We start from the raw sequence: 16,693 nt of genomic DNA, 5'->3' as shown, positions 1-16,693 counted from the left end.
GCCGGGTACGCCCGCCCGTCCTGTCTGTCGTCACACGGGGTGAGATGCCATGCCCAAGCGGGTAGTCACGGAACCGGTACGAGACCGGGGGCCCGCGATCCTCGCGCCGGCCCGGTTCGGGGGATTCCCCGGGCCCGTACGGGAGGCGGTGAAGGGCAACGCGCTGTGGCGGTTGCTGCGCACCACCGACGCCAAGCAGATCGGCCTGCTCTACCTCGTCACGTCGTTCGGGTACTTCATCGTCGGCGGGATCCTGGCGTTGATCATCCGGGCGGAGCTGGCCCGGCCGGGGATGCAGATCGTCTCCCCCGAGCAGTACAACCAGATGTTCACCATGCACGGCACGGTGATGCTGCTGCTGTTCGCCACCCCGCTGTTCTTCGGGTTCGCCAACTACCTGGTGCCGCTGCAGATCGGCGCCGCCGACGTGGCGTTCCCCCGGCTGAACGCGTTCGCGTACTGGCTCTACTTCCTGGGCGCGCTGATGGTCGTGGGCGGGTTCGCCACCCCGGCCGGCGCGGCTGACTTCGGCTGGACCGCGTACACGCCGCTGAGCACCTCGCAGCACTCCCCCGGCGTCGGCGGGAACCTGTGGGTGGTCGGCCTGGCCGTGTCCGGCCTGGGCACGATCCTCGGTGCGGTCAACCTGATCACCACGATCGTGACGCTGCGCGCACCGGGCATGACCATGTTCCGGATGCCGATCTTCACCTGGAACGCGCTGCTCACCAGCGTCCTGGTGATCTTCGTGTTCCCGCTGCTGGCGGCCGCGCTGATGGCGCTGGCCTCGGACCGGCTGCTGCACTCGCACGTGTACGACTCGACGACCGGCGGCCCGATGCTCTGGCAGCACCTGTTCTGGTTCTTCGGTCACCCCGAGGTGTACATCATCGCGCTGCCGTTCTTCGGCATCATCACCGAGATCATCCCGGTGTTCTCCCGCAAGCCGATCTTCGGCTACACCGGCCTGGTGCTCGCCACCATCGCCATCACGGTGCTGTCGATGACGGTGTGGGCGCACCACATGTTCGCCACCGGCCAGGTGCTGCTGCCGTTCTTCAGCATCCTGAGCTTCCTGATCGCGGTGCCGACCGGGGTGAAGTTCTTCAACTGGATAGGCACCATGTGGAAGGGACAGATCACCTTCGAGACGCCGATGCTGTTCGCCGTCGGCTTCCTGGTGACGTTCCTGCTCGGCGGCCTGACCGGCGTGCTGCTGGCCAGCCCGCCGGTGGACTGGCACGTCACCGACACCTACTTCGTGGTGGCGCACTTCCACTACGTGATGTTCGGGACCATCGTGTTCGCCGCGTTCGGCGGGCTCTACTTCTGGTTCCCGAAGATGACCGGGCGGCTGCTCGACGAGCGGCTCGGCAAGATGCACTTCTGGACCATGTTCATCGGTTTCCACGCCACCTTCCTGGTACAGCACTGGCTGGGCAACGAGGGCATGCCCCGCCGGTACGCCGACTACCTGCCCGGCGACGGCTTCACCACGCTGAACACGATCTCCAGCATCGGCTCGTTCGTCCTCGGCGCGTCCACGCTGTTCGTGATCTGGAACGTCTGGAAGTCGTGGCGGTACGGCGCGATGGTCACCGTGGACGACCCCTGGGGCTTCGGCAACTCGCTGGAGTGGGCCACCACCTGCCCGCCACCGCTGCGCAACTTCGACCGGATGCCGCGCATCCGCTCCGAGCGGCCCGCGTTCGACCTCAAGTACGGCCCGCTCGTGTCCGACCTGGGCCGCGATCTGCCGCAGCGCACCACGAAGCCGCCGCAGAGCTTCAGCGAGGAGTTGCACCACGAGCGGCACGTGCCGGAGTCGCCGTCGGCCGGCGGCGCGTACGGCGCGCGCGAGGCGGTGGACTACCAGCCCGCGCCGCAGTCCGGCGCCCGCCCGGTGGAGGTGCCGGAGCCGGAGGAGGTGCGCCGGCCCAGCTTCGAGGAGACCGACGAGCCGGAGGGCAGCGCGCTCAACGCCGAGCGCGGCGACCAGCCCAATGACAGGTGGCGGCACCCGCGCGGGCACGGGGACACCCCGGAGAACTGAGACACCGGAGGAGGGCCGGCGCCGCCGGGCGCCGGCCCTCTCGTCGTACGCCTCGCGCCGGCGCCCCGTGGTGGGGAGCCGGCGCGGTGGCGTGCGGTCAGTCGGCGGCCGGCAGTCCGGCCGCGGCCAGCGATCGGCGCACCGCCGGCTGCACCCGGGTCAGCCGCAGCGGCACCCCGGTACGCGCGGCGGCCTCCCGGCCGGCCATCAGCGCGGCGATCCCGCCGGCGTCGAAGCCACCGGCCCCGACCAGGTCGACCACCACCTCACGGGGCTGCCCGGTGACCGCCTGGAGCACCGCGCGGCGCAACTGGTCCGCGCCGGCCCGGTCCACCTCGCCGCCGACCTCGACGACCACCCGGTCGCCGTTCTGCTTCACCGAGATCCGCGCCTTGGCCGGTTCGGTTTCGGCCGCGCCGTTCTGCCAGGGCGGCGGCGCGTCGGCGAGCATCGCCTGCCGCAGCCAGGTCAGCGCCCGCGACAGCAGCCGGGACACGTGCATCTGCGAGATGCCGAACCGGGCGGCGATCTCCGCCTGGGTCTGGTTGCCGTAGAAGCGCATCGCCAGGATGCGGCGCTCCCGCCAGGGCAGCCGGTGCAGCAGGCCGCTGACCGTGACCCGGTCGTCGACGGACTCCAGCGCGTGGTCGGACTCGCCGACCAGATCGCCGAACTCGGCCGAGCTCTCCCCGCCCACCGGCGCGTTCAGCGACGCCGGGCTGTAGCCGGCGGCCGACTCCAGCGCGGCGAGGATCTCCTCCTCCGGCGTCTCCAGCCGGGCGGACAGCTCGGCCACCGTGGGCGCGCGGGACAGCTCGCTGGTCAGCGTCGCCGTCGCCTGTCCCACCTCGAGGATCAGATCCCGCAGCCGGCGCGGCACGTGCACGCCCCAGGTGCGGTCGCGGAAGTGCCGTTTGATCTCGCCGACGATGGTGATGGCCGCGTACGCGGTGAACGAACCGCGTTCCGGGTCGTACCTGTCGACGGCGTTGACCAGGCCGAGACGGGCCACCTGCTCCAGGTCCTCCAGCGGCTCACCGCGCCCGCGGTAGCGGCGGGCGAGCCGACCGGCGAACGGCAGCGCGAACCGGACCAGGTCGTCCCGCGCCTCCTGCCGCCGCTCCGGTGGCAGGCCCTCGATCCGGGCCGCGTACGCGAGCGCCGCCGCGTCCAGGTCCTCCAGACCCCGGTCGGTGGTCGGTGGTGTGGGTGTGGTGGTCTGTCCGAACATCCGCGCCCCCTCGCCGAAGAGCCCCCGCCCGGTCGGAACCGGTCGTGCGCGTGGTCGGACCACGCACCGGGTGAGGAAGTTGGGTTACGTGACGGATACGTCGAAAGCGGTGGCTGCCCGCCGCACGGCGTCGTGGGCCGTTTCGCGGCGAGCGGTCTTCCCGCTCCGTAGGTACTCAATCACGGACCGCAGGATCGCGAGGAAGTTTCGCCAGGTTGGCCGGCAGGCCGGTCCCGGCGGCGGTTTCAGGAGACCAGCAGGCCCTGGTGCGCGCCCGCGTCACGCAGCGCGGTGAGGGCCTCGGCCATCCGCAGCGGCGGTGGCGCGGGCAGGTCGCAGGGCTGGTTGCGCAACACCTCCGTGGCACGTCGGGTGGGTACCGAGGCGACCGGGTAGCCGCGCGCGGCGCCCCGGTCCAGGGCCCGCCGCTTGCGCCCGAAGCCGGCCACGGCCAGCCACTGGGGCAGCCCCGCGGACGCGGGCGAGCGCAGGCCGGGCGGCTCGGGCAGCACGTCCACCGAGCTGAACGGCTCGCTGCCGGCCAGCCACCACTCGACGCCGGCGACCCGGCGCGCGGTGGCGTTCTCGCACCAGTAGGGCACCAGGCCGGCCCGCAGCACCTGCGCCGGGTCGAGCAGCCGGCCGCACTCCACCACCAGCCGGTTGCCGGTCTTGCCGGCCCGCCGCAGCCAGCGGCGGTACAGGTCGGCGGTCACCGCGCTCAGCGCGTCCGGCTGCGGCACGACCGCCCGGTGCAGCGGATGCCCGTGCCGGTCGCCGAGACAGCGGGCGTCGTGCTCGAAACCGGACTCTACGCCGTGTTCGGCGAACGCGCCCGCCACCGTGACCTCCGGCGCCGCCCAGCGCGTCTCCTCGCCGCCGGCGGCGCGCAGCACCTGGCCGAGCGCGCGGGCGTCCGGGTGGAAGTCGACCGGGTCGAGGCCGCCGGCCGGGCAGCCGGCCTGGAAGCTGTGCCCGTCGCCGCCGTCGCGGACCGGCCAGGTGCGGGCGTCGTGCAGCAGCAGCACCGGCGCGGCCGGTTCCAGCCGGTCGGCCAGAAAGCGCGCGTACGCCTCCGGCAGGGTGCGCCAGCGCACCGCGAACGTCACCGCCGCGCCGGCCGCCGCGCCCCGGCTGGCCGGGCAGTGCACCTGGCGGACGTGCACGCGCGGGTTGCTCTCGAGCAGCCGGGCGGCCAGCGTGGCGCCGTGCGCATACGCGGCGTCGGGACGGTCCACCGCCCCCCGGCTCCACTGGGCGGTGATCTCGAAGCCGGCCGGCAGCCAGGGCACGCCGAGCGCCGCCGCGAGGTGAGCGGCGGCGCCGTGCGGCGAGCCGAGGATCACGCCGGGGAAGCGCCGGTCCGGGTACTGCCCGGCGAACCATCCGGCGATCCGCTCGGCGTCCACGGCGGCGATCTGCTCGGCGGTGAGCGCCGCCCGCCCGGCGGCCCGGACGGCGGCGGCGCGGCGTACCGGCTCGGGCGCGCCGGTGAGGCGGGACAGCGCGCCCGGGTGGCCGAGGTCGCCGCAGTCGTCGCCGCGCAGCGCCCGGGCGGTCGCGGCGACCAGGATCCGGGCGGCGCTGCCGGCCGCCACCACCCGCTCCGCGGGCAGGCCCGCGCCGCCGGCCCGTTCGACTCGTTCGCTCACCACGCGGCCCGGCTTCCCGTCCCTCTGGGGTCTAAACGGGGCATCTCCCCACGGGTCAGGACCAAGGCCCGCCCGGTACCGGCACCGCCCGCGACACCCAGGTACGCCGTCGCGCCGCGTGCCCGCCGTCGCGGGCGGGTTTGGGCCGGACCGGGACGGGCACTGCACGGCGCATGCCCGACGACGAGAGCACCCCGGCGGCGACCATCACCCCGTACCGGGACGGACCACTGCTGGTACGCGGCGACTTCGCGCTGGTCACGCCCGAGGGCACGCCGATCGAGACGCGCCGGGGCACGGTGGCGCTGTGCCGGTGCGGCAAGAGCGCGATCAAGCCGTTCTGCGACGGCACGCACAAGGTGGCCGGTTTCCGGGCCCGCAGCGACCGCTCGACCTGACCCCCGCCCCCGCCGCCGCCCCCGCCGATCTTGCACTTCCGTGCCCGGCAAACCTCCCGAACCGGGCAGTCGAGGGGCCCGAACTGCAAGATCACGAGGGAGGGGGCGGGGGTCAGGCTGCGGCGAGGGTGCGCTGGGGTGGGCGCAGGGACGACTCGCCCGCCGACCAGGCGGTGAGCAGGTGCGCGGCGAACCGGGCGTCCAGCGCCAGCGCGGCGGCGGCGCCGAACAGCACGTCGGACGCGAGCGCCGGCTCGGCCCGGACCAGCCCGCCGCACATGTCGTACGCGGCGATCTGCTCGTGCACGGCGTCGGCCTCGACGTGCTCGTCGTAGAAGCGCGTGGCGACCGGATCGAAGCCGAGCCGGCGCAGTCCGTTGCCATAGCGGCGGTTCGGCAGCGACGAGGTCATCTCGTACGCGGCCAGGTGCCCCAGCAGCGCCCCGCGCAGCCGCCGGTGCAGGCCGAACAGCGACATCAGGTTGTTCGTCGCCAGCGTCACCGCGGGCACCCGGTCCAGGTGGGCGGCGTAGCCGGTGTCCAGGCCGAGCCGGTCCATCGTGGTGCGGAACAGCTCGGCGTGCATCAGGTGCAGCCGGCCGTTGCCGTACTCGTCGGTCTGGATCTCCACGAGCGCCGCCTTCGCCGGGCCGCCGAGCCGGGGCAGCGCCCAACTGTGCGGGTCGGCCTCGCGCAGGTGGTAGATCGAGCGGTGCGTCACGAACTCGCGGAACTGGTTCAGGTCGGCCCGGCGTTGCAGCGTGGCTGCCAGCGGCGGTCCGTCGGCGGCGGCCACCAGATCGGCCAGCGCGCCGGGCACGGCGCCCGGCAGCACCGCGGGCGGCGGGCCGGCCAGCTCGCGCAGCGCCGCCTCGAACGGCCGCTCGGCGCGGGCGCGCAGCGCCAGCAGGGACGGCTCCCACTCCCACGCCTCGTCCACGCCGGACCAGCCGCGGTAGTGCAGCTCGTAGCAGAGGAACAGGGTGAGCTGGAGATCCTCGTCGGTCAGCGGCGCGACCACCGCGTCCAGGTGCGCGCCCAGCCCGGCCGGCAGCTCGCGGGGAGCGCCGCGCAGCGCGGCCAGCAACGCGGCGGAGACCGGCCCGCGTGCCGCGGGCAGCGGAGCGGGGCCGTAACGGCTGTCGGCGGCGACGGACATGGTGACCTCCCGGGACGGTTGCGCCCGGTCGCAGTGCCCCGCCCCGATGCCGCTAAACGACTTCGTCGGCCGCGATGGCCTCGGTCTGGATCACCCGCTCCCGCACCCGGCGGGCCGCGTCCCCGTCGGCCACCAGGCCGCGCAGGTCGGCCAGCGCCGGTTCGGGCGCGTCCAGCGGCACGGCCGGGTCCACCACCGCCTCCAGGACGGCAGGCCGGTCGGCCGCCAGCACCTCGTCCCAGGCGGGTCCGACCAGGTCCGGCCGGTCCACCCGGACGCCGTGCAGCCCGAGCAGGCGGGCCCACCCGGCGTACGGCACCTCGGGCCCCCGCTCCCCCGGTGACCGGCCGCCGCCGACGCCGGACTGGTCCCTGTTGTTCAGCACCAGCACGATCAGCCGCGGATCGCGCCACCGCGTCCAGTGGTGCGCCACGGTGATCAGCTCGGCCAGGCCGTTGAGCTGCATCGCGCCGTCGCCGAGCAGCGCGAGCACCGGCTCGTCCGGGCGGGCCAGCTTGGCCGCGACCGCGTACGGCAGGGCGCAGCCCATCGAGCCGAGCGTGCCGCACAACCGGGCCTGCACCCCCGGCGGCAGCTCCAGGTGCCGCGCGTACCAGTAGACGACCGAGCCGACGTCGACGGCGACGCCGGCGTGCCGGGGCAGCCGGGTGGACAGCTCACGCAGCACGAGCCGCGGGTCGACCGGATCGGCGGGCGTGGCGGCCCGCTCGGCGGCGGCCACGCGCCACCGGTCCACCATCTTCTCCACCATGCCGCGCCACTCGCGGTGTGGGTTCTCCGGCACCCGGGTCAGCAACGCCCGCAGCGTCTCGGCGGCGTCGCCCACCAGCGGCACGTCCACCGGGTAGCGGGTGCCGATGCGCCGGCCGTCGATGTCGATCTGGATGGTGCGTACCTGGCCCGGCATCGGGAACCAGTCGGTCCACGGATCGTTGGTGCCGATCATCAGCAGCGTGTCACAGGAGCCCATGAGCTGCGCGGCGGCGGTGGTGCCGACCTCGCCGAGCACACCGGTGTGGAACGGCAGCCGCTCGTCGAGCACCGGCTTGCCCAGCAGCGACGTGGCGACGCCCGCGCCGAGCCGGTCGGCGAGCGCGACGATCTCCTCGGCCGCGCCGTGCGCGCCCTGGCCGACGAGCATCGCCACCCGCCGCCCGTTGCCGAGCAGCGAGGCGGCGGCGTCCAGGTCGGCGTCGTGCGGCAGCACCCGGGCCAGCGGCTCGCCGGGCGTCGCGGTGACCACCCCGGCCGTCTGCGGCAGCAGATCCGGTACGGCGGTGACCTGCAACGCGCGCGGCAGCACCACGCAGGTCGGGCTGCGGGTCGCCGCGGCGGTACGGAACGCCTGGTCCAGCAGCGCGGGCACCTGTTCCGGGCTGCGGCCGTAGCGGACGAACTGGTTGCACACGTCGCCGAAGAGCCGGCTCAGCCCGATCTCCTCGTGCGCGCCGCCGAGCGGGCCGGTGACGTCCTCGCCGATGATCGCGACCACCGGCTTGCTGTCGAGCTTGGCGTCGTAGAGGCCGTTGAGCAGGTGCACCGCGCTCGGGCCCTGGGTCGCCAGGCACACCCCGACGCCGCCGGTGAACTTCGCGTGCCCGGTGGCCATGTACGAGGCGGTCTCCTCGTGCCGGGCGGGGACGAAGACCGGATCCCCGCCCGCGTCGTCGAGCGCGCCCACCAGCGGGGCGATCGCCGCGCCCGGACGGCCGAACACCCGCGGCACCCGCCAGGCCCGCAGGCGTTCGACCACCAGGTCGGCGACGATGCGCTCAGCCATTACCCCGCCCCGGCGTGCTCGCGTCGACGTAGCGCAGCACCGCGCCGACCCCGTCGGTCAGCTCCGGCGCCTCCTCCGGCGCGAGCACCGTCAGGTCCGCGTCGGTGCCGATCAGCGCGCGCAGCAGCGCCGCGTCGGCCCGTACCCGCTGGGGGTCGGCCACCGACATGCCGGCCAGCTGCCCCGGGTCGGTGGCGATCTCGGTCGGCTCGGGGCCCACCCACAGCTCGCCGTCGGCCGACGGGTCGTCCACGATGAGCATGGTGTCGACCTGGTTGCGTTGCAGCGCGGAGACCACGGCGTCGAGCCCGGCGCCGACGTCCTCCTGGACGCCGAAGCGGTCCAGCGCGGCGGCGATCCGCCGGTCGGCGACCTCCGCGACGGTCTGCACCGTGATGTCGTCCATCAGCGTGTCGTCGGCGCCCACGTCGCGGGCGCCCGCGTCGGTGCGCACCAGCACGTCCTGCCAGCGGGCGGGGAGCTGGGCGGCGATCATGCCGGTGGCCCGGACGTCCCCGGCCACCACGACGACGTCCGCGCCGACGCGCTCGGCCAGGTCGGCGGTGGCTGCGGCGGCGTCACCGGCGTTCTGGTGCCACGCCTCCATCGCGGCGCGCTGGTAGCGGGACTGCGACCAGCCGCCCGGCTGCACCCGGCGCAGCTGGCGGCTCTGCCCGCCCTGCACCTGGGCCCGCCGGGGCACGCCGCCGGCGCTGACCGCCATCGCGTCCGCGCCGGTACGGTCGGCCAGCACCCGCACCCAGGCCACCTGCTCGCCCCGCTGAGCCACGAGCGGCATGGTGTGCGGCAACGCCGACCAGCTCGCCAGGTCGCGCAGCGGCGGCGCGGACAGGTACTCGGTGAGCACGACGCGCCCCCGGCTGGCGAACACGGCGATGCCGTAGTCGCCGGGCATCGGCTGGTGCCGGCGGACGACCTCCTCCACCGCCTCGACGGTGACCGGGTCGGCGCCCTGCCCCAGCAGGTCGCCCTTGAGGGCCCGCCAGCGCAGGTCGACCTGCGCTCGCGCGTCCTGGGTGTCGCGGGAGGCGTCCATGTACACCGAGCACCACGGCCCGGGACGGTCGTAGAGCGGGCGCAGGAAGGACAGCTGCATGCTCGACCCCTTTCCGGCTCGGCCGCACGCATACCCGCGCCCCGGCGGAGTTCACCTGCCGGCCGCCCGGGCGTGACCACCGTTCATTCACGTCGTTCAACCCGAAGGGCCGATACCATCTGTGCACGGAACGGGACTCTCGGTGGTGAACATGGATACGGAGTTGTACACCCGACGCGTCGTCCACCCGACGGAACGCGTCGTCACCGGGCGTCTGGTCCGGTTGATGGAGGGTTACGCCCGGGAGGTCCGGGTCGGGCAGCCCGCGCTGGTCGCGGTGCTCACCGCCGCCGGGGTGGTGGGGCTGCTGCTGAAGGTGGTGCGCGCGTTGCTCAGCAGTGGCGGCGGCGGGGCCCGGCGCAGCTTCAAGGAGCTGAAGAAGGGGCCGGAGTTCCTGGTCACCCCGGTCCGGGTCCGCGACGTCACCGGCCGGCTGGTCGAGGTCGAACTGCACGGCCACCTGCCGCAGAGCGCGCTGCACCCCGGCGACCACGTCCAGCTCACGCTGCGGGCGCAGCGCGACGAGGACCTGCCGCCGCGGATCGAGCGGATCGTCAACCTGACCACCGGGCAACTGCTCACCCCGCGTACCGCCACGCTCTGGTCGCACCTGGGTCCGGCGCTGCTGTTGCAGGCGATGCTGGGCGCCGTGCTGCTGTTCGGCGTGGCCGCCTGCTCGGCCCTGACCTAGGTTTCCCCGTCACCGGCGGCGGGCACCGCTGCGGCCATGTTCGCCGGATTCACGCTCACCGAGATCGACGTCGGCAAGGTCCGCCTGCGGGTACGCCACGGCGGCTCCGGGCCACCGGCGGTGCTGCTGCACGGGCACCCGCGCACCCATGCGACCTGGCACCGGGTGGCGCCGCGGCTGGCCGCGCGGCACACGGTGATCTGCCCGGACCTGCGCGGTTACGGCGGCTCGTCGAAGCCGCCGAGCGACCCGGAGCACACCGTCTACTCCAAGCGGGCGATGGCCGCCGACGTGGTCGGGCTGCTCGACGCGCTCGGCCACCGCCGGGCCGCGGTGATCGGGCACGACCGCGGCGCGTACGTGGCCATGCGGACCGCCCTGGACCATCCGGACCGGGTGAGCCGGCTCGGCGTGCTGGACGGGGCGCCGATCGGTGAGGCGCTGGCCCGCTGCGACGCCCGGTTCGCCGCCCGCTGGTGGCACTGGTTCTTCCTCGGTCAGCTCGCCAAGCCGGCCGAGCGGGTCATAAACGCCGACCCGGACGCCTGGTACGGCGGATCACCGGAGGAGATGGGCGAGGCGGCGTACGCCGACTACCGGCGCGCCATCGGTGACCCGGCCACCGTGCACGCCATGTGCGAGGACTACCGGGCCGGGCTCGGACCGGACCGGGCGGCGGACGACGCCGACCGGGCCGCCGGGCGCCGGATCGGCTGCCCGGTGCTGTTCGCCTGGTCCGAGCGCGACGACATGGTCGACCTCTACGGCGACCCGGCCGCGATCTGGCGCGACTGGGCCGACGACGTGCGGACCGCGTCGATCCCGTCCGGGCACCACATGGCCGAGGAGGCGCCGCGGGAGCTGACCGACGTGCTGGCCGGCTTCCTCGCGGAGGACGTCGCCGCGGTCAGCGACCGGCGGGGGTGAGCGGCCGCTGCGGGACAGCCGGCGCGTCGAGCAGGCCCCGGCGGTTCGCCCAGCGCTCGAACAGCACTGTGGCGAACGGAGGCACCGCGCTGGCCAGGGCCAGTCCGGTCTGCACGAGCGTCCAGCGGTGCCGCCGGGCCACCACGAGCGTCAGCAGGCCGTAGACCACGAACAGCGCGCCGTGGATCGGGCCGAAGATCTTCACGCCGATCTCGTTGCCGGGCGGGCCGTACTTGACCGCCATGCCGGCCAGCAGCGCCGCCCACGAGCAGCCCTCGGCGAACGCCGCCACCACGAACGCCCGGATCCACCCGTCGCGCATTCCGCCACTCCCCTTCGCCGTCGGCGGCCATGCTAGCCGCCCGGGCCGGGCCGCCCGGACGGAACCCGCAGCCCCGCGACGGGGATCACCGGGGCCGCCACGGGGTACAGAAAAGGGCCTCCGGGCCTTTCCTGACCCGCCACTCCGTGCGAGGTTGGGGAGAACCAACGGTGACAGGGTGGTGACCATGGGCGAGGACGTCGGCGTGCGTACCTTCAGCCGGGAGGACCGGGCCCGCTATCGCGAGAAGGTCCGGCGGTGCCTGGACGTGTTCGCCGAGATGCTGCGGGAGTCCCGGTTCGACGTGGAGCGGCCGATGACCGGCCTGGAGATCGAGCTGAACCTGGTCGACGACGGCTTCGACCCGGCCATGCGCAACGCCGACGTGCTGGAGGCGATCGCCGACCCGGCGTTCCAGACCGAGCTGGGCCAGTTCAACGTGGAGATCAACGTCGAGCCGCGGCGGCTCGCCGGCACCGGCACCGCGGCGTTCGAGGAGCACGTCCGGGCCAGCCTGAACGCCGCCGAGGAGAAGGCCCGCACAGTCGGCGCGCACATGGTGATGGTGGGCATCCTGCCGACGCTGCGCCCGGAGCACCTGACCGCCGAGACGCTGTCGGCCAACCCCCGGTACGCGCTGCTCAACGAGCAGATCTTCGCCGCCCGCGGCGAGGACCTGCCGATCGCGATCAGCGGGGTGGAGCGGCTGGCCACCACCGCCGACACGATCACCCCCGAGGCGGCGTGCACCAGCACCCAGTTCCACCTCCAGGTCAGCCCGGCGCAGTTCGCCGACTACTGGAACGCGGCCCAGGCGGTCGCCGGCATCCAGGTGGCGCTCGGCGCGAACTCCCCGCTGTTCTTCGGCCGGGAGCTGTGGCGCGAGACCCGGGTGCCGCTGTTCCAGCAGGCCACCGACACCCGGGCGGAGGAGATCAAGGCCCAGGGCGTACGCCCGCGGGTGTGGTTCGGCGAGCGCTGGATCACCTCGGTGTTCGACCTGTTCGAGGAGAACGTCCGCTACTTCCCGGCGCTGCTGCCGGTGTGCGACCCGGAGAACCCGGCGGCCACGCTGCACAGCGGCGGCGTGCCGAAGCTGGCCGAGTTGCGGTTGCACAACGGCACCATCTACCGGTGGAACCGGCCGGTCTATGACGTGCTCAAGGGCCGGCCGCACCTGCGGGTGGAGAACCGGGTGCTGCCGGCCGGGCCGACGGTGCTGGACACGGTCGCGAACGGCGCGTTCTACTTCGGCCTGGTCCGGGCGCTCGCCGAGTCGGACCGCCCGCTGTGGTCGCAGATGTCGTTCAGCGCGGCCGAGGAGAACTTCAACGCCTGCGCCCGGCACGGCATCGACGCCCAGGTGTACTGGCCCGGGCTCGGCTACCTGCCGGTGACCGAGCTGGTGCTGCGCCGGCTGCTGCCGATGGCCCACCACGGTCTGGACCGGTGGGGCCTCGACCCGGCCGAGCGGGACCGGCTGCTCGGCATCGTCGAGCAGCGCTGCCTGACCGGTCGCAACGGCGCGACCTGGCAGGTGGAGACGCTGCACCGGCTGGAGTCGGCCGACCACATGGACCGGCCGGCGGCGCTGCGCGAGGTGGTCCGCCATTACGTCGACCTGATGCACAGCAACCGGCCCGTGCACGAGTGGCCGATTCCCTGAGCCGGGCCGCCCGTCAGCGCAACGCGGTCACCGTCGCCCGCGCGGCCTGGGCGACCAGCGCGTCGTCGGGCTTCGCGTCGCGGCTGTCGCGACTGGACATGACCGCCAGCACGATCGGCGCCCGGTCCGGCGGCCACACCACGGCGATGTCGTTGCGGGTGCCGTACCCACCGGTGCCGGACTTGTCCGCCACCTGCCAGCCGGCCGGCACGCCGGCCCGGACCAGCCCGCTGCCGGTGGTGCTGGCCCGCATCCAGCCGAGCAGCAGGCCGCGGTCCGCGGGCGGCAGGGTCTCCCCCAGCGTGTACGCCCGCAGCGAGCCGGCCAGCGCGCGGGGCGTGCTGGTGTCGCGCTGGTCGCCGGGTGTGGCCGCGTTGAGTTCCGGCTCGGTACGGGCGGGCCGGGTGACCGAGTCGCCCACCTCCCGGAGCGCCCGCGCGAAGCCCGCCGGGCCGCCGAGCGCGTCGAACAGCAGGTTGCCGGCGGTGTTGTCGCTGTACCGCACCGCCGCCTCGGCGACGTCCCGCAGCGTCATCCCGGTCTCCACGTGCCGTTCGGTCACCGGGGAGTGCGCCACCAGGTCCGCGCGCCGGTAGCAGACCACCCGGTCCCGGTCGGCGCCGGAGGTGGTGGCCAGCATCGCGCCCGCCGCGAGCGCCTTGCACGTCGAGGCGTACGCGAACCGCTCGTCGGCCCGGTGCGCGACGGTGCGGCCGGTGCCGGTGTCGAGGGCGAAGACGCCGATCCGGGCGCCGAAGCGCCGTTCCAGCGCCGCCAGCTCGGCCGGCGCGGGCACCGGCTCGGCGCTCGCCGTGGGGTTCGGTGTGTTGTTCGGCGTGGCCGGGGCGGTGGATGCGGCCGGGGCGCTGGTGGGCGGCGCGGCTTCGGGCCGGTCCGTGGTGCAGCCGGCCACCAGAGCCGTCGCCGTGAGCATCGCCGCCGCGAGCACCTGCCGTCGGATCATCCGTTTCCTCCCCCGTCGTCCGGACCACGCCCTTCTCGGGTCATTGTCGCCGATCCCGGTCGGGCGGGTGTCCGCCGCCTCTCGGCCGGACCGGTGGCCGGCCGCCTCTCGGCCGCGCGGTGGCCCGCCGGCCGACCCGGCGGGTCAGCCCGCGACGGTGGCGAACGTGACGGCGCCGAGCGCGGCCATCGGCAGCGCCACCGCGGCGGCCAGCAGCCGCACCCGGGCGGACCGGCCGATCAGCACCACCAGCAGCGCGGCGAGTGCGAGGTCGATCGCCACGTTCCACCACGCACCGGGGTACGACCCGGACTTCAGCGCGAACCGCAGCGCCTCCTCCACGAACACGGCCACCGGCAGGGCGGTCCCCACGACGCGCCGCCATCCGTCGGTCCGCGCCCAGATGCCGGCGACGCCGAACACCACGCCCGCCACGATGCCGAACGCCATCCAGAGGATCGAGGTGGGCGACCAGATCACGGCGAGGTCGTCGCCCTGGAGCAGGGTCGCCGCCAGGTAGTAGCTGGGCACCGCGACGATCAGCAGGACGCTGGCGGCCACGGCGGCGCGCACCGCGCCCGACCGGATCCACCAGCCCAGCGCGAACGCGGCCACCGCCCAGGTTGCGGTGGAGTTGCCGAGCTCGGCGAAGGGGAACGGCACCCACTTGATCCAGACGAAGTCCAGGAAGCCGAGCAGGAAACCGGCGACCGGAACGACAAGCGCGACGGCGCGACGCGAGGGTGGCATGCGGGGGAGCATACATACTCGGTATGCTTCTCGCCGACAGGGCGGCGCTACGAGGCCAGGCGCCGCTCGGACGACGCGAGACGCACCGCGGCGTCGGAGCGGTTGATCTCGGCCCACACCTCGTCGAGGGAGAGGCCGAGGACGTCGGCGATGGCCGCGATGGTGGGGAACGCCGGCGTGGCGACCCGACCGGACTCGATCTTCCGGAGCGTCTCCGGGGAGACACCGGCGTCGAGCGCGGTGAGCAGCATCGAACGCTCACCCCGGGCGCGGCGCAGGAGCGCACCGAGGCGCTGCCCGCGCTCGACCTCGGCGGGGGTGAGGGGCAACCGGACCATGCCAGGATTCTAGTACCGGGATAACATGGCCGGGATACTTATTGGTTCTGTGAGAAAGGCGCCTGCATGATCGAGATCCTGAGCCCCACCGACGTACGGCGGGCGTGGGACACCGGCGCCCTGGTCGCCCACATCCTGCAGACGTTGCGCGGCAGCACCACCGTCGGCACGAACCTGCTCGACATCGACAGGCAGGCCCAGCGCATGATCGCCGAGGCCGGGGCGCAGTCCTGCTACGTCGACTACGAGCCGTCGTTCGGGCGCGGCCCGTTCGGCCACTACATCTGCACCTCGGTCAACGACGCGGTGCTGCACGGGCTGCCGCACGACTACACACTGGCCGACGGCGACCTGCTGAGCCTCGACCTCGCCGTCTCGCTGGGCGGCGTGGTGGCCGACTCCGCGATCAGCTTCGTCGTCGGCGACACCCGGCCCGCGGAGAGCGTCGCGCTCATCGACGCCACCGAACGGGCGTTGCAGGCCGGGATCGCCGCGGCACGTCCCGGCGCCCGCGTCGGCGACCTCTCGTACGCCATCGGCTCGGTCCTCACCGAAGCCGGTTACACGGTCAACACCGAGTTCGGCGGCCACGGCGTCGGGTCGACGATGCACCAGGATCCGCACGTGTCGAACACCGGGCGGCCCGGCCGCGGCTACACGCTGCGCCCCGGGCTCCTGCTGGCGCTGGAGCCGTGGATCATGGCGGACACCGCCACGCTGGTCACCGACGCCGACGGGTGGACGCTGCGCAGCGCGACCGGCTGCCGTACCGCACACAGCGAGCACACCATCGCCATCACCGACGACGGCGCGGAGATCCTGACGCTGCCGAGGTCGTGACCCGCACCGCGGCCCGCAGGCGTCCGGCACGACGGCACTTCCGTTTCGTCGCCGCCGGGCGTCGTCAGGCGGGCGCGCAGCGTTCCCGCAGCGCCGGCACGCCGGGGCCGGTGAGGTCGTCGCAGTAGGCGGCCCGCCCGGCCATCGCCATCATCAACGCGAGCGTGGTGCCGCTGACCAGCGGGCCGGCGCCGGCGGTGAACGGGCCGTCGGTCGCCTCCACCCGCAGGCCCTCGATCGCGCTGCGGCCGGCCACCGTGAAGTCCCGCCCGGCGTAGAACCGGGCGACCGGCGTGACGGCCTCGACCGACGGCGTCCGTGTCAGGCCGAGCGGACGCCGGATGTCCTGGGCGTGCACGACCACCTCACCCAGCCACGCCTCGGTCGGCCCGAACGTCGAGGTGGTACTGCCGATGATGCGGCGGAACCGGTCCAGCGTCTCCCCCGGGCCGGCGCCGCGGTACTCGGCCAGCCGGCGGTCGTTGTGCAGGTCGAAGTCGAACCGGGCGCCGAGCACGCTGGCGAGCCAGCGGACACGGCCGACGCTCGCCGCCGCCGTCATGTGCGCGAGCGTCTCCTGCACCGTCCACCGGCCGCACAACGAGGGCCGGGCCCACTGCGCCGCGTCGAGGCCGGCGAGATCGTCGGCCAGGGCGGCGCGCTCGGCGTGCGCGAGCGCCCACAGCTCGCGGCGGGTCAGCGTGTCGGACATGGAACCTCCAGAGTCGGGCCGTCAGAGGTCGGACCGCGCCCCCTCGGCGAACTCACCGCTCCCCGCCCCGCC

16 protein-coding genes are annotated in these 16,693 nt (G+C 74.2%); 6 read left to right on the top strand and 10 right to left on the bottom strand.

Features of this window, described 5'->3' with window-relative positions:
• The first annotated feature begins 49 nt into the window (after positions 1 to 49).
• Complete coding sequence (ctaD, locus tag NMK34_RS14800) at positions 50 to 2,053, top strand: cytochrome c oxidase subunit I (RefSeq protein ID WP_318333890.1); 2,004 nt, start codon at positions 50 to 52, stop codon at positions 2,051 to 2,053.
• 97 nt (positions 2,054 to 2,150) lie between these two features.
• On the opposite strand, the gene NMK34_RS14795 is transcribed toward ctaD, so the two are convergent.
• Positions 2,151 to 3,284, bottom strand: a complete 1,134-nt coding sequence (locus NMK34_RS14795; protein WP_318333889.1) for a SigB/SigF/SigG family RNA polymerase sigma factor — start codon at positions 3,282 to 3,284, stop codon at positions 2,151 to 2,153.
• Between the two features lie 245 nt (positions 3,285 to 3,529).
• Positions 3,530 to 4,939, bottom strand: a complete 1,410-nt coding sequence (locus NMK34_RS14790) for a hypothetical protein (protein ID WP_318333888.1) — start codon at positions 4,937 to 4,939, stop codon at positions 3,530 to 3,532.
• Between the two features lie 170 nt (positions 4,940 to 5,109).
• On the opposite strand from NMK34_RS14790, the gene NMK34_RS14785 reads away from it, so the two are divergent.
• Complete coding sequence (locus tag NMK34_RS14785; RefSeq protein WP_318333887.1) at positions 5,110 to 5,334, top strand: CDGSH iron-sulfur domain-containing protein; 225 nt, start codon at positions 5,110 to 5,112, stop codon at positions 5,332 to 5,334.
• Positions 5,335 to 5,446: 112 nt separating this feature from the next.
• Here NMK34_RS14785 and NMK34_RS14780 read toward each other — a convergent pair whose 3' ends face one another.
• The 3 genes from NMK34_RS14780 to NMK34_RS14770 are packed head-to-tail and all read right to left on the bottom strand — an operon-like array spanning position 5,447 to position 9,411.
• The gene (locus tag NMK34_RS14780) at positions 5,447 to 6,493 is read right to left on the bottom strand and encodes an iron-containing redox enzyme family protein (protein WP_318333886.1); all 1,047 of its coding nucleotides are present in this window, start codon (positions 6,491 to 6,493) and stop codon (positions 5,447 to 5,449) included.
• Positions 6,494 to 6,545: 52 nt separating this feature from the next.
• Positions 6,546 to 8,294 (bottom strand): thiamine pyrophosphate-binding protein, encoded by a 1,749-nt coding sequence (locus NMK34_RS14775; RefSeq protein WP_318333885.1) that lies wholly within the window; start codon positions 8,292 to 8,294, stop codon positions 6,546 to 6,548.
• The gene (locus NMK34_RS14770) at positions 8,287 to 9,411 is read right to left on the bottom strand and encodes a Vms1/Ankzf1 family peptidyl-tRNA hydrolase (protein WP_135239893.1); all 1,125 of its coding nucleotides are present in this window, start codon (positions 9,409 to 9,411) and stop codon (positions 8,287 to 8,289) included. The genes NMK34_RS14775 and NMK34_RS14770 overlap by 8 nt, the downstream gene beginning before the upstream one ends.
• Before the next feature lie 151 nt (positions 9,412 to 9,562).
• Between NMK34_RS14770 and NMK34_RS14765 the strand changes: the two genes are divergently transcribed.
• Together NMK34_RS14765 and NMK34_RS14760 are read left to right on the top strand one after the other, a co-directional pair.
• Positions 9,563 to 10,102, top strand: coding sequence for a hypothetical protein (locus tag NMK34_RS14765; RefSeq protein ID WP_412098881.1), 540 nt, complete (start codon positions 9,563 to 9,565; stop codon positions 10,100 to 10,102).
• A 36-nt stretch (positions 10,103 to 10,138) separates the two neighbouring features.
• Positions 10,139 to 11,029 carry an alpha/beta hydrolase gene (locus NMK34_RS14760; RefSeq protein ID WP_318333883.1) on the top strand — a complete coding sequence of 297 codons (891 nt, stop codon included), beginning with the start codon at positions 10,139 to 10,141 and terminating at the stop codon, positions 11,027 to 11,029.
• Here the strand turns inward: NMK34_RS14760 and NMK34_RS14755 are convergent.
• A complete protein-coding gene (locus NMK34_RS14755; RefSeq protein ID WP_318333882.1) occupies positions 11,010 to 11,351 on the bottom strand; it encodes a DUF3817 domain-containing protein in 342 nt (113 codons plus the stop codon). The genes NMK34_RS14760 and NMK34_RS14755 overlap by 20 nt on opposite strands.
• Positions 11,352 to 11,538: 187 nt before the next feature.
• On the opposite strand from NMK34_RS14755, the gene NMK34_RS14750 reads away from it, so the two are divergent.
• Positions 11,539 to 13,017 (top strand): glutamate--cysteine ligase, encoded by a 1,479-nt coding sequence (locus NMK34_RS14750; protein ID WP_318333881.1) that lies wholly within the window; start codon positions 11,539 to 11,541, stop codon positions 13,015 to 13,017.
• A gap of 13 nt (positions 13,018 to 13,030) precedes the next feature.
• On the opposite strand, the gene bla is transcribed toward NMK34_RS14750, so the two are convergent.
• The 3 genes from bla to NMK34_RS14735 all read right to left on the bottom strand — a co-directional run bounded on the left by bla (position 13,031) and on the right by NMK34_RS14735 (position 15,069).
• Complete coding sequence (gene bla / locus NMK34_RS14745; RefSeq protein ID WP_318333880.1) at positions 13,031 to 13,981, bottom strand: class A beta-lactamase; 951 nt, start codon at positions 13,979 to 13,981, stop codon at positions 13,031 to 13,033.
• A 144-nt stretch (positions 13,982 to 14,125) separates the two neighbouring features.
• A complete protein-coding gene (locus NMK34_RS14740; protein WP_318333879.1) occupies positions 14,126 to 14,731 on the bottom strand; it encodes a DUF6518 family protein in 606 nt (201 codons plus the stop codon).
• A gap of 47 nt (positions 14,732 to 14,778) precedes the next feature.
• Positions 14,779 to 15,069, bottom strand: coding sequence for a helix-turn-helix transcriptional regulator (locus NMK34_RS14735; RefSeq protein ID WP_318333878.1), 291 nt, complete (start codon positions 15,067 to 15,069; stop codon positions 14,779 to 14,781).
• Between the two features lie 66 nt (positions 15,070 to 15,135).
• Between NMK34_RS14735 and map the strand changes: the two genes are divergently transcribed.
• Complete coding sequence (gene map / locus NMK34_RS14730) at positions 15,136 to 15,909, top strand: type I methionyl aminopeptidase (protein ID WP_318333877.1); 774 nt, start codon at positions 15,136 to 15,138, stop codon at positions 15,907 to 15,909.
• A gap of 64 nt (positions 15,910 to 15,973) precedes the next feature.
• On the opposite strand, the gene NMK34_RS14725 is transcribed toward map, so the two are convergent.
• A complete protein-coding gene (locus NMK34_RS14725) occupies positions 15,974 to 16,621 on the bottom strand; it encodes a maleylpyruvate isomerase family mycothiol-dependent enzyme (protein WP_318333876.1) in 648 nt (215 codons plus the stop codon).
• Positions 16,622 to 16,693: the final 72 nt, after the last annotated feature.

This window comes from Micromonospora sp. BRA006-A (assembly GCF_033433935.1).
GTDB classification, from domain to species: Bacteria; Actinomycetota; Actinomycetes; order Mycobacteriales; family Micromonosporaceae; genus Micromonospora; species Micromonospora aurantiaca.
The sequence above is the reverse complement of the archived record's forward strand: the minus strand, read 5'-3'. Positions and strand labels throughout refer to the sequence as shown.

Bases quoted from the DNA above. Each gene is read 5' to 3' on its own strand.
- ctaD (WP_318333890.1), top strand. From the start codon at position 50: ATGCCCAAGCGGGTAGTCACGGAACCGGTACGAGACCGGGGGCCCGCG.
- NMK34_RS14795 (WP_318333889.1), bottom strand. From the start codon at position 3,284: ATGTTCGGACAGACCACCACACCCACACCACCGACCACCGACCGGGGT.
- NMK34_RS14785 (WP_318333887.1), top strand. From the start codon at position 5,110: ATGCCCGACGACGAGAGCACCCCGGCGGCGACCATCACCCCGTACCGG.
- NMK34_RS14780 (WP_318333886.1), bottom strand. From the start codon at position 6,493: ATGTCCGTCGCCGCCGACAGCCGTTACGGCCCCGCTCCGCTGCCCGCG.
- NMK34_RS14775 (WP_318333885.1), bottom strand. From the start codon at position 8,294: ATGGCTGAGCGCATCGTCGCCGACCTGGTGGTCGAACGCCTGCGGGCC.
- NMK34_RS14770 (WP_135239893.1), bottom strand. From the start codon at position 9,411: ATGCAGCTGTCCTTCCTGCGCCCGCTCTACGACCGTCCCGGGCCGTGG.
- NMK34_RS14765 (WP_412098881.1), top strand. From the start codon at position 9,563: ATGGATACGGAGTTGTACACCCGACGCGTCGTCCACCCGACGGAACGC.
- NMK34_RS14760 (WP_318333883.1), top strand. From the start codon at position 10,139: ATGTTCGCCGGATTCACGCTCACCGAGATCGACGTCGGCAAGGTCCGC.
- NMK34_RS14755 (WP_318333882.1), bottom strand. From the start codon at position 11,351: ATGCGCGACGGGTGGATCCGGGCGTTCGTGGTGGCGGCGTTCGCCGAG.
- NMK34_RS14750 (WP_318333881.1), top strand. From the start codon at position 11,539: ATGGGCGAGGACGTCGGCGTGCGTACCTTCAGCCGGGAGGACCGGGCC.
- bla (WP_318333880.1), bottom strand. From the start codon at position 13,981: ATGATCCGACGGCAGGTGCTCGCGGCGGCGATGCTCACGGCGACGGCT.
- NMK34_RS14740 (WP_318333879.1), bottom strand. From the start codon at position 14,731: ATGCCACCCTCGCGTCGCGCCGTCGCGCTTGTCGTTCCGGTCGCCGGT.
- NMK34_RS14735 (WP_318333878.1), bottom strand. From the start codon at position 15,069: ATGGTCCGGTTGCCCCTCACCCCCGCCGAGGTCGAGCGCGGGCAGCGC.
- map (WP_318333877.1), top strand. From the start codon at position 15,136: ATGATCGAGATCCTGAGCCCCACCGACGTACGGCGGGCGTGGGACACC.
- NMK34_RS14725 (WP_318333876.1), bottom strand. From the start codon at position 16,621: ATGTCCGACACGCTGACCCGCCGCGAGCTGTGGGCGCTCGCGCACGCC.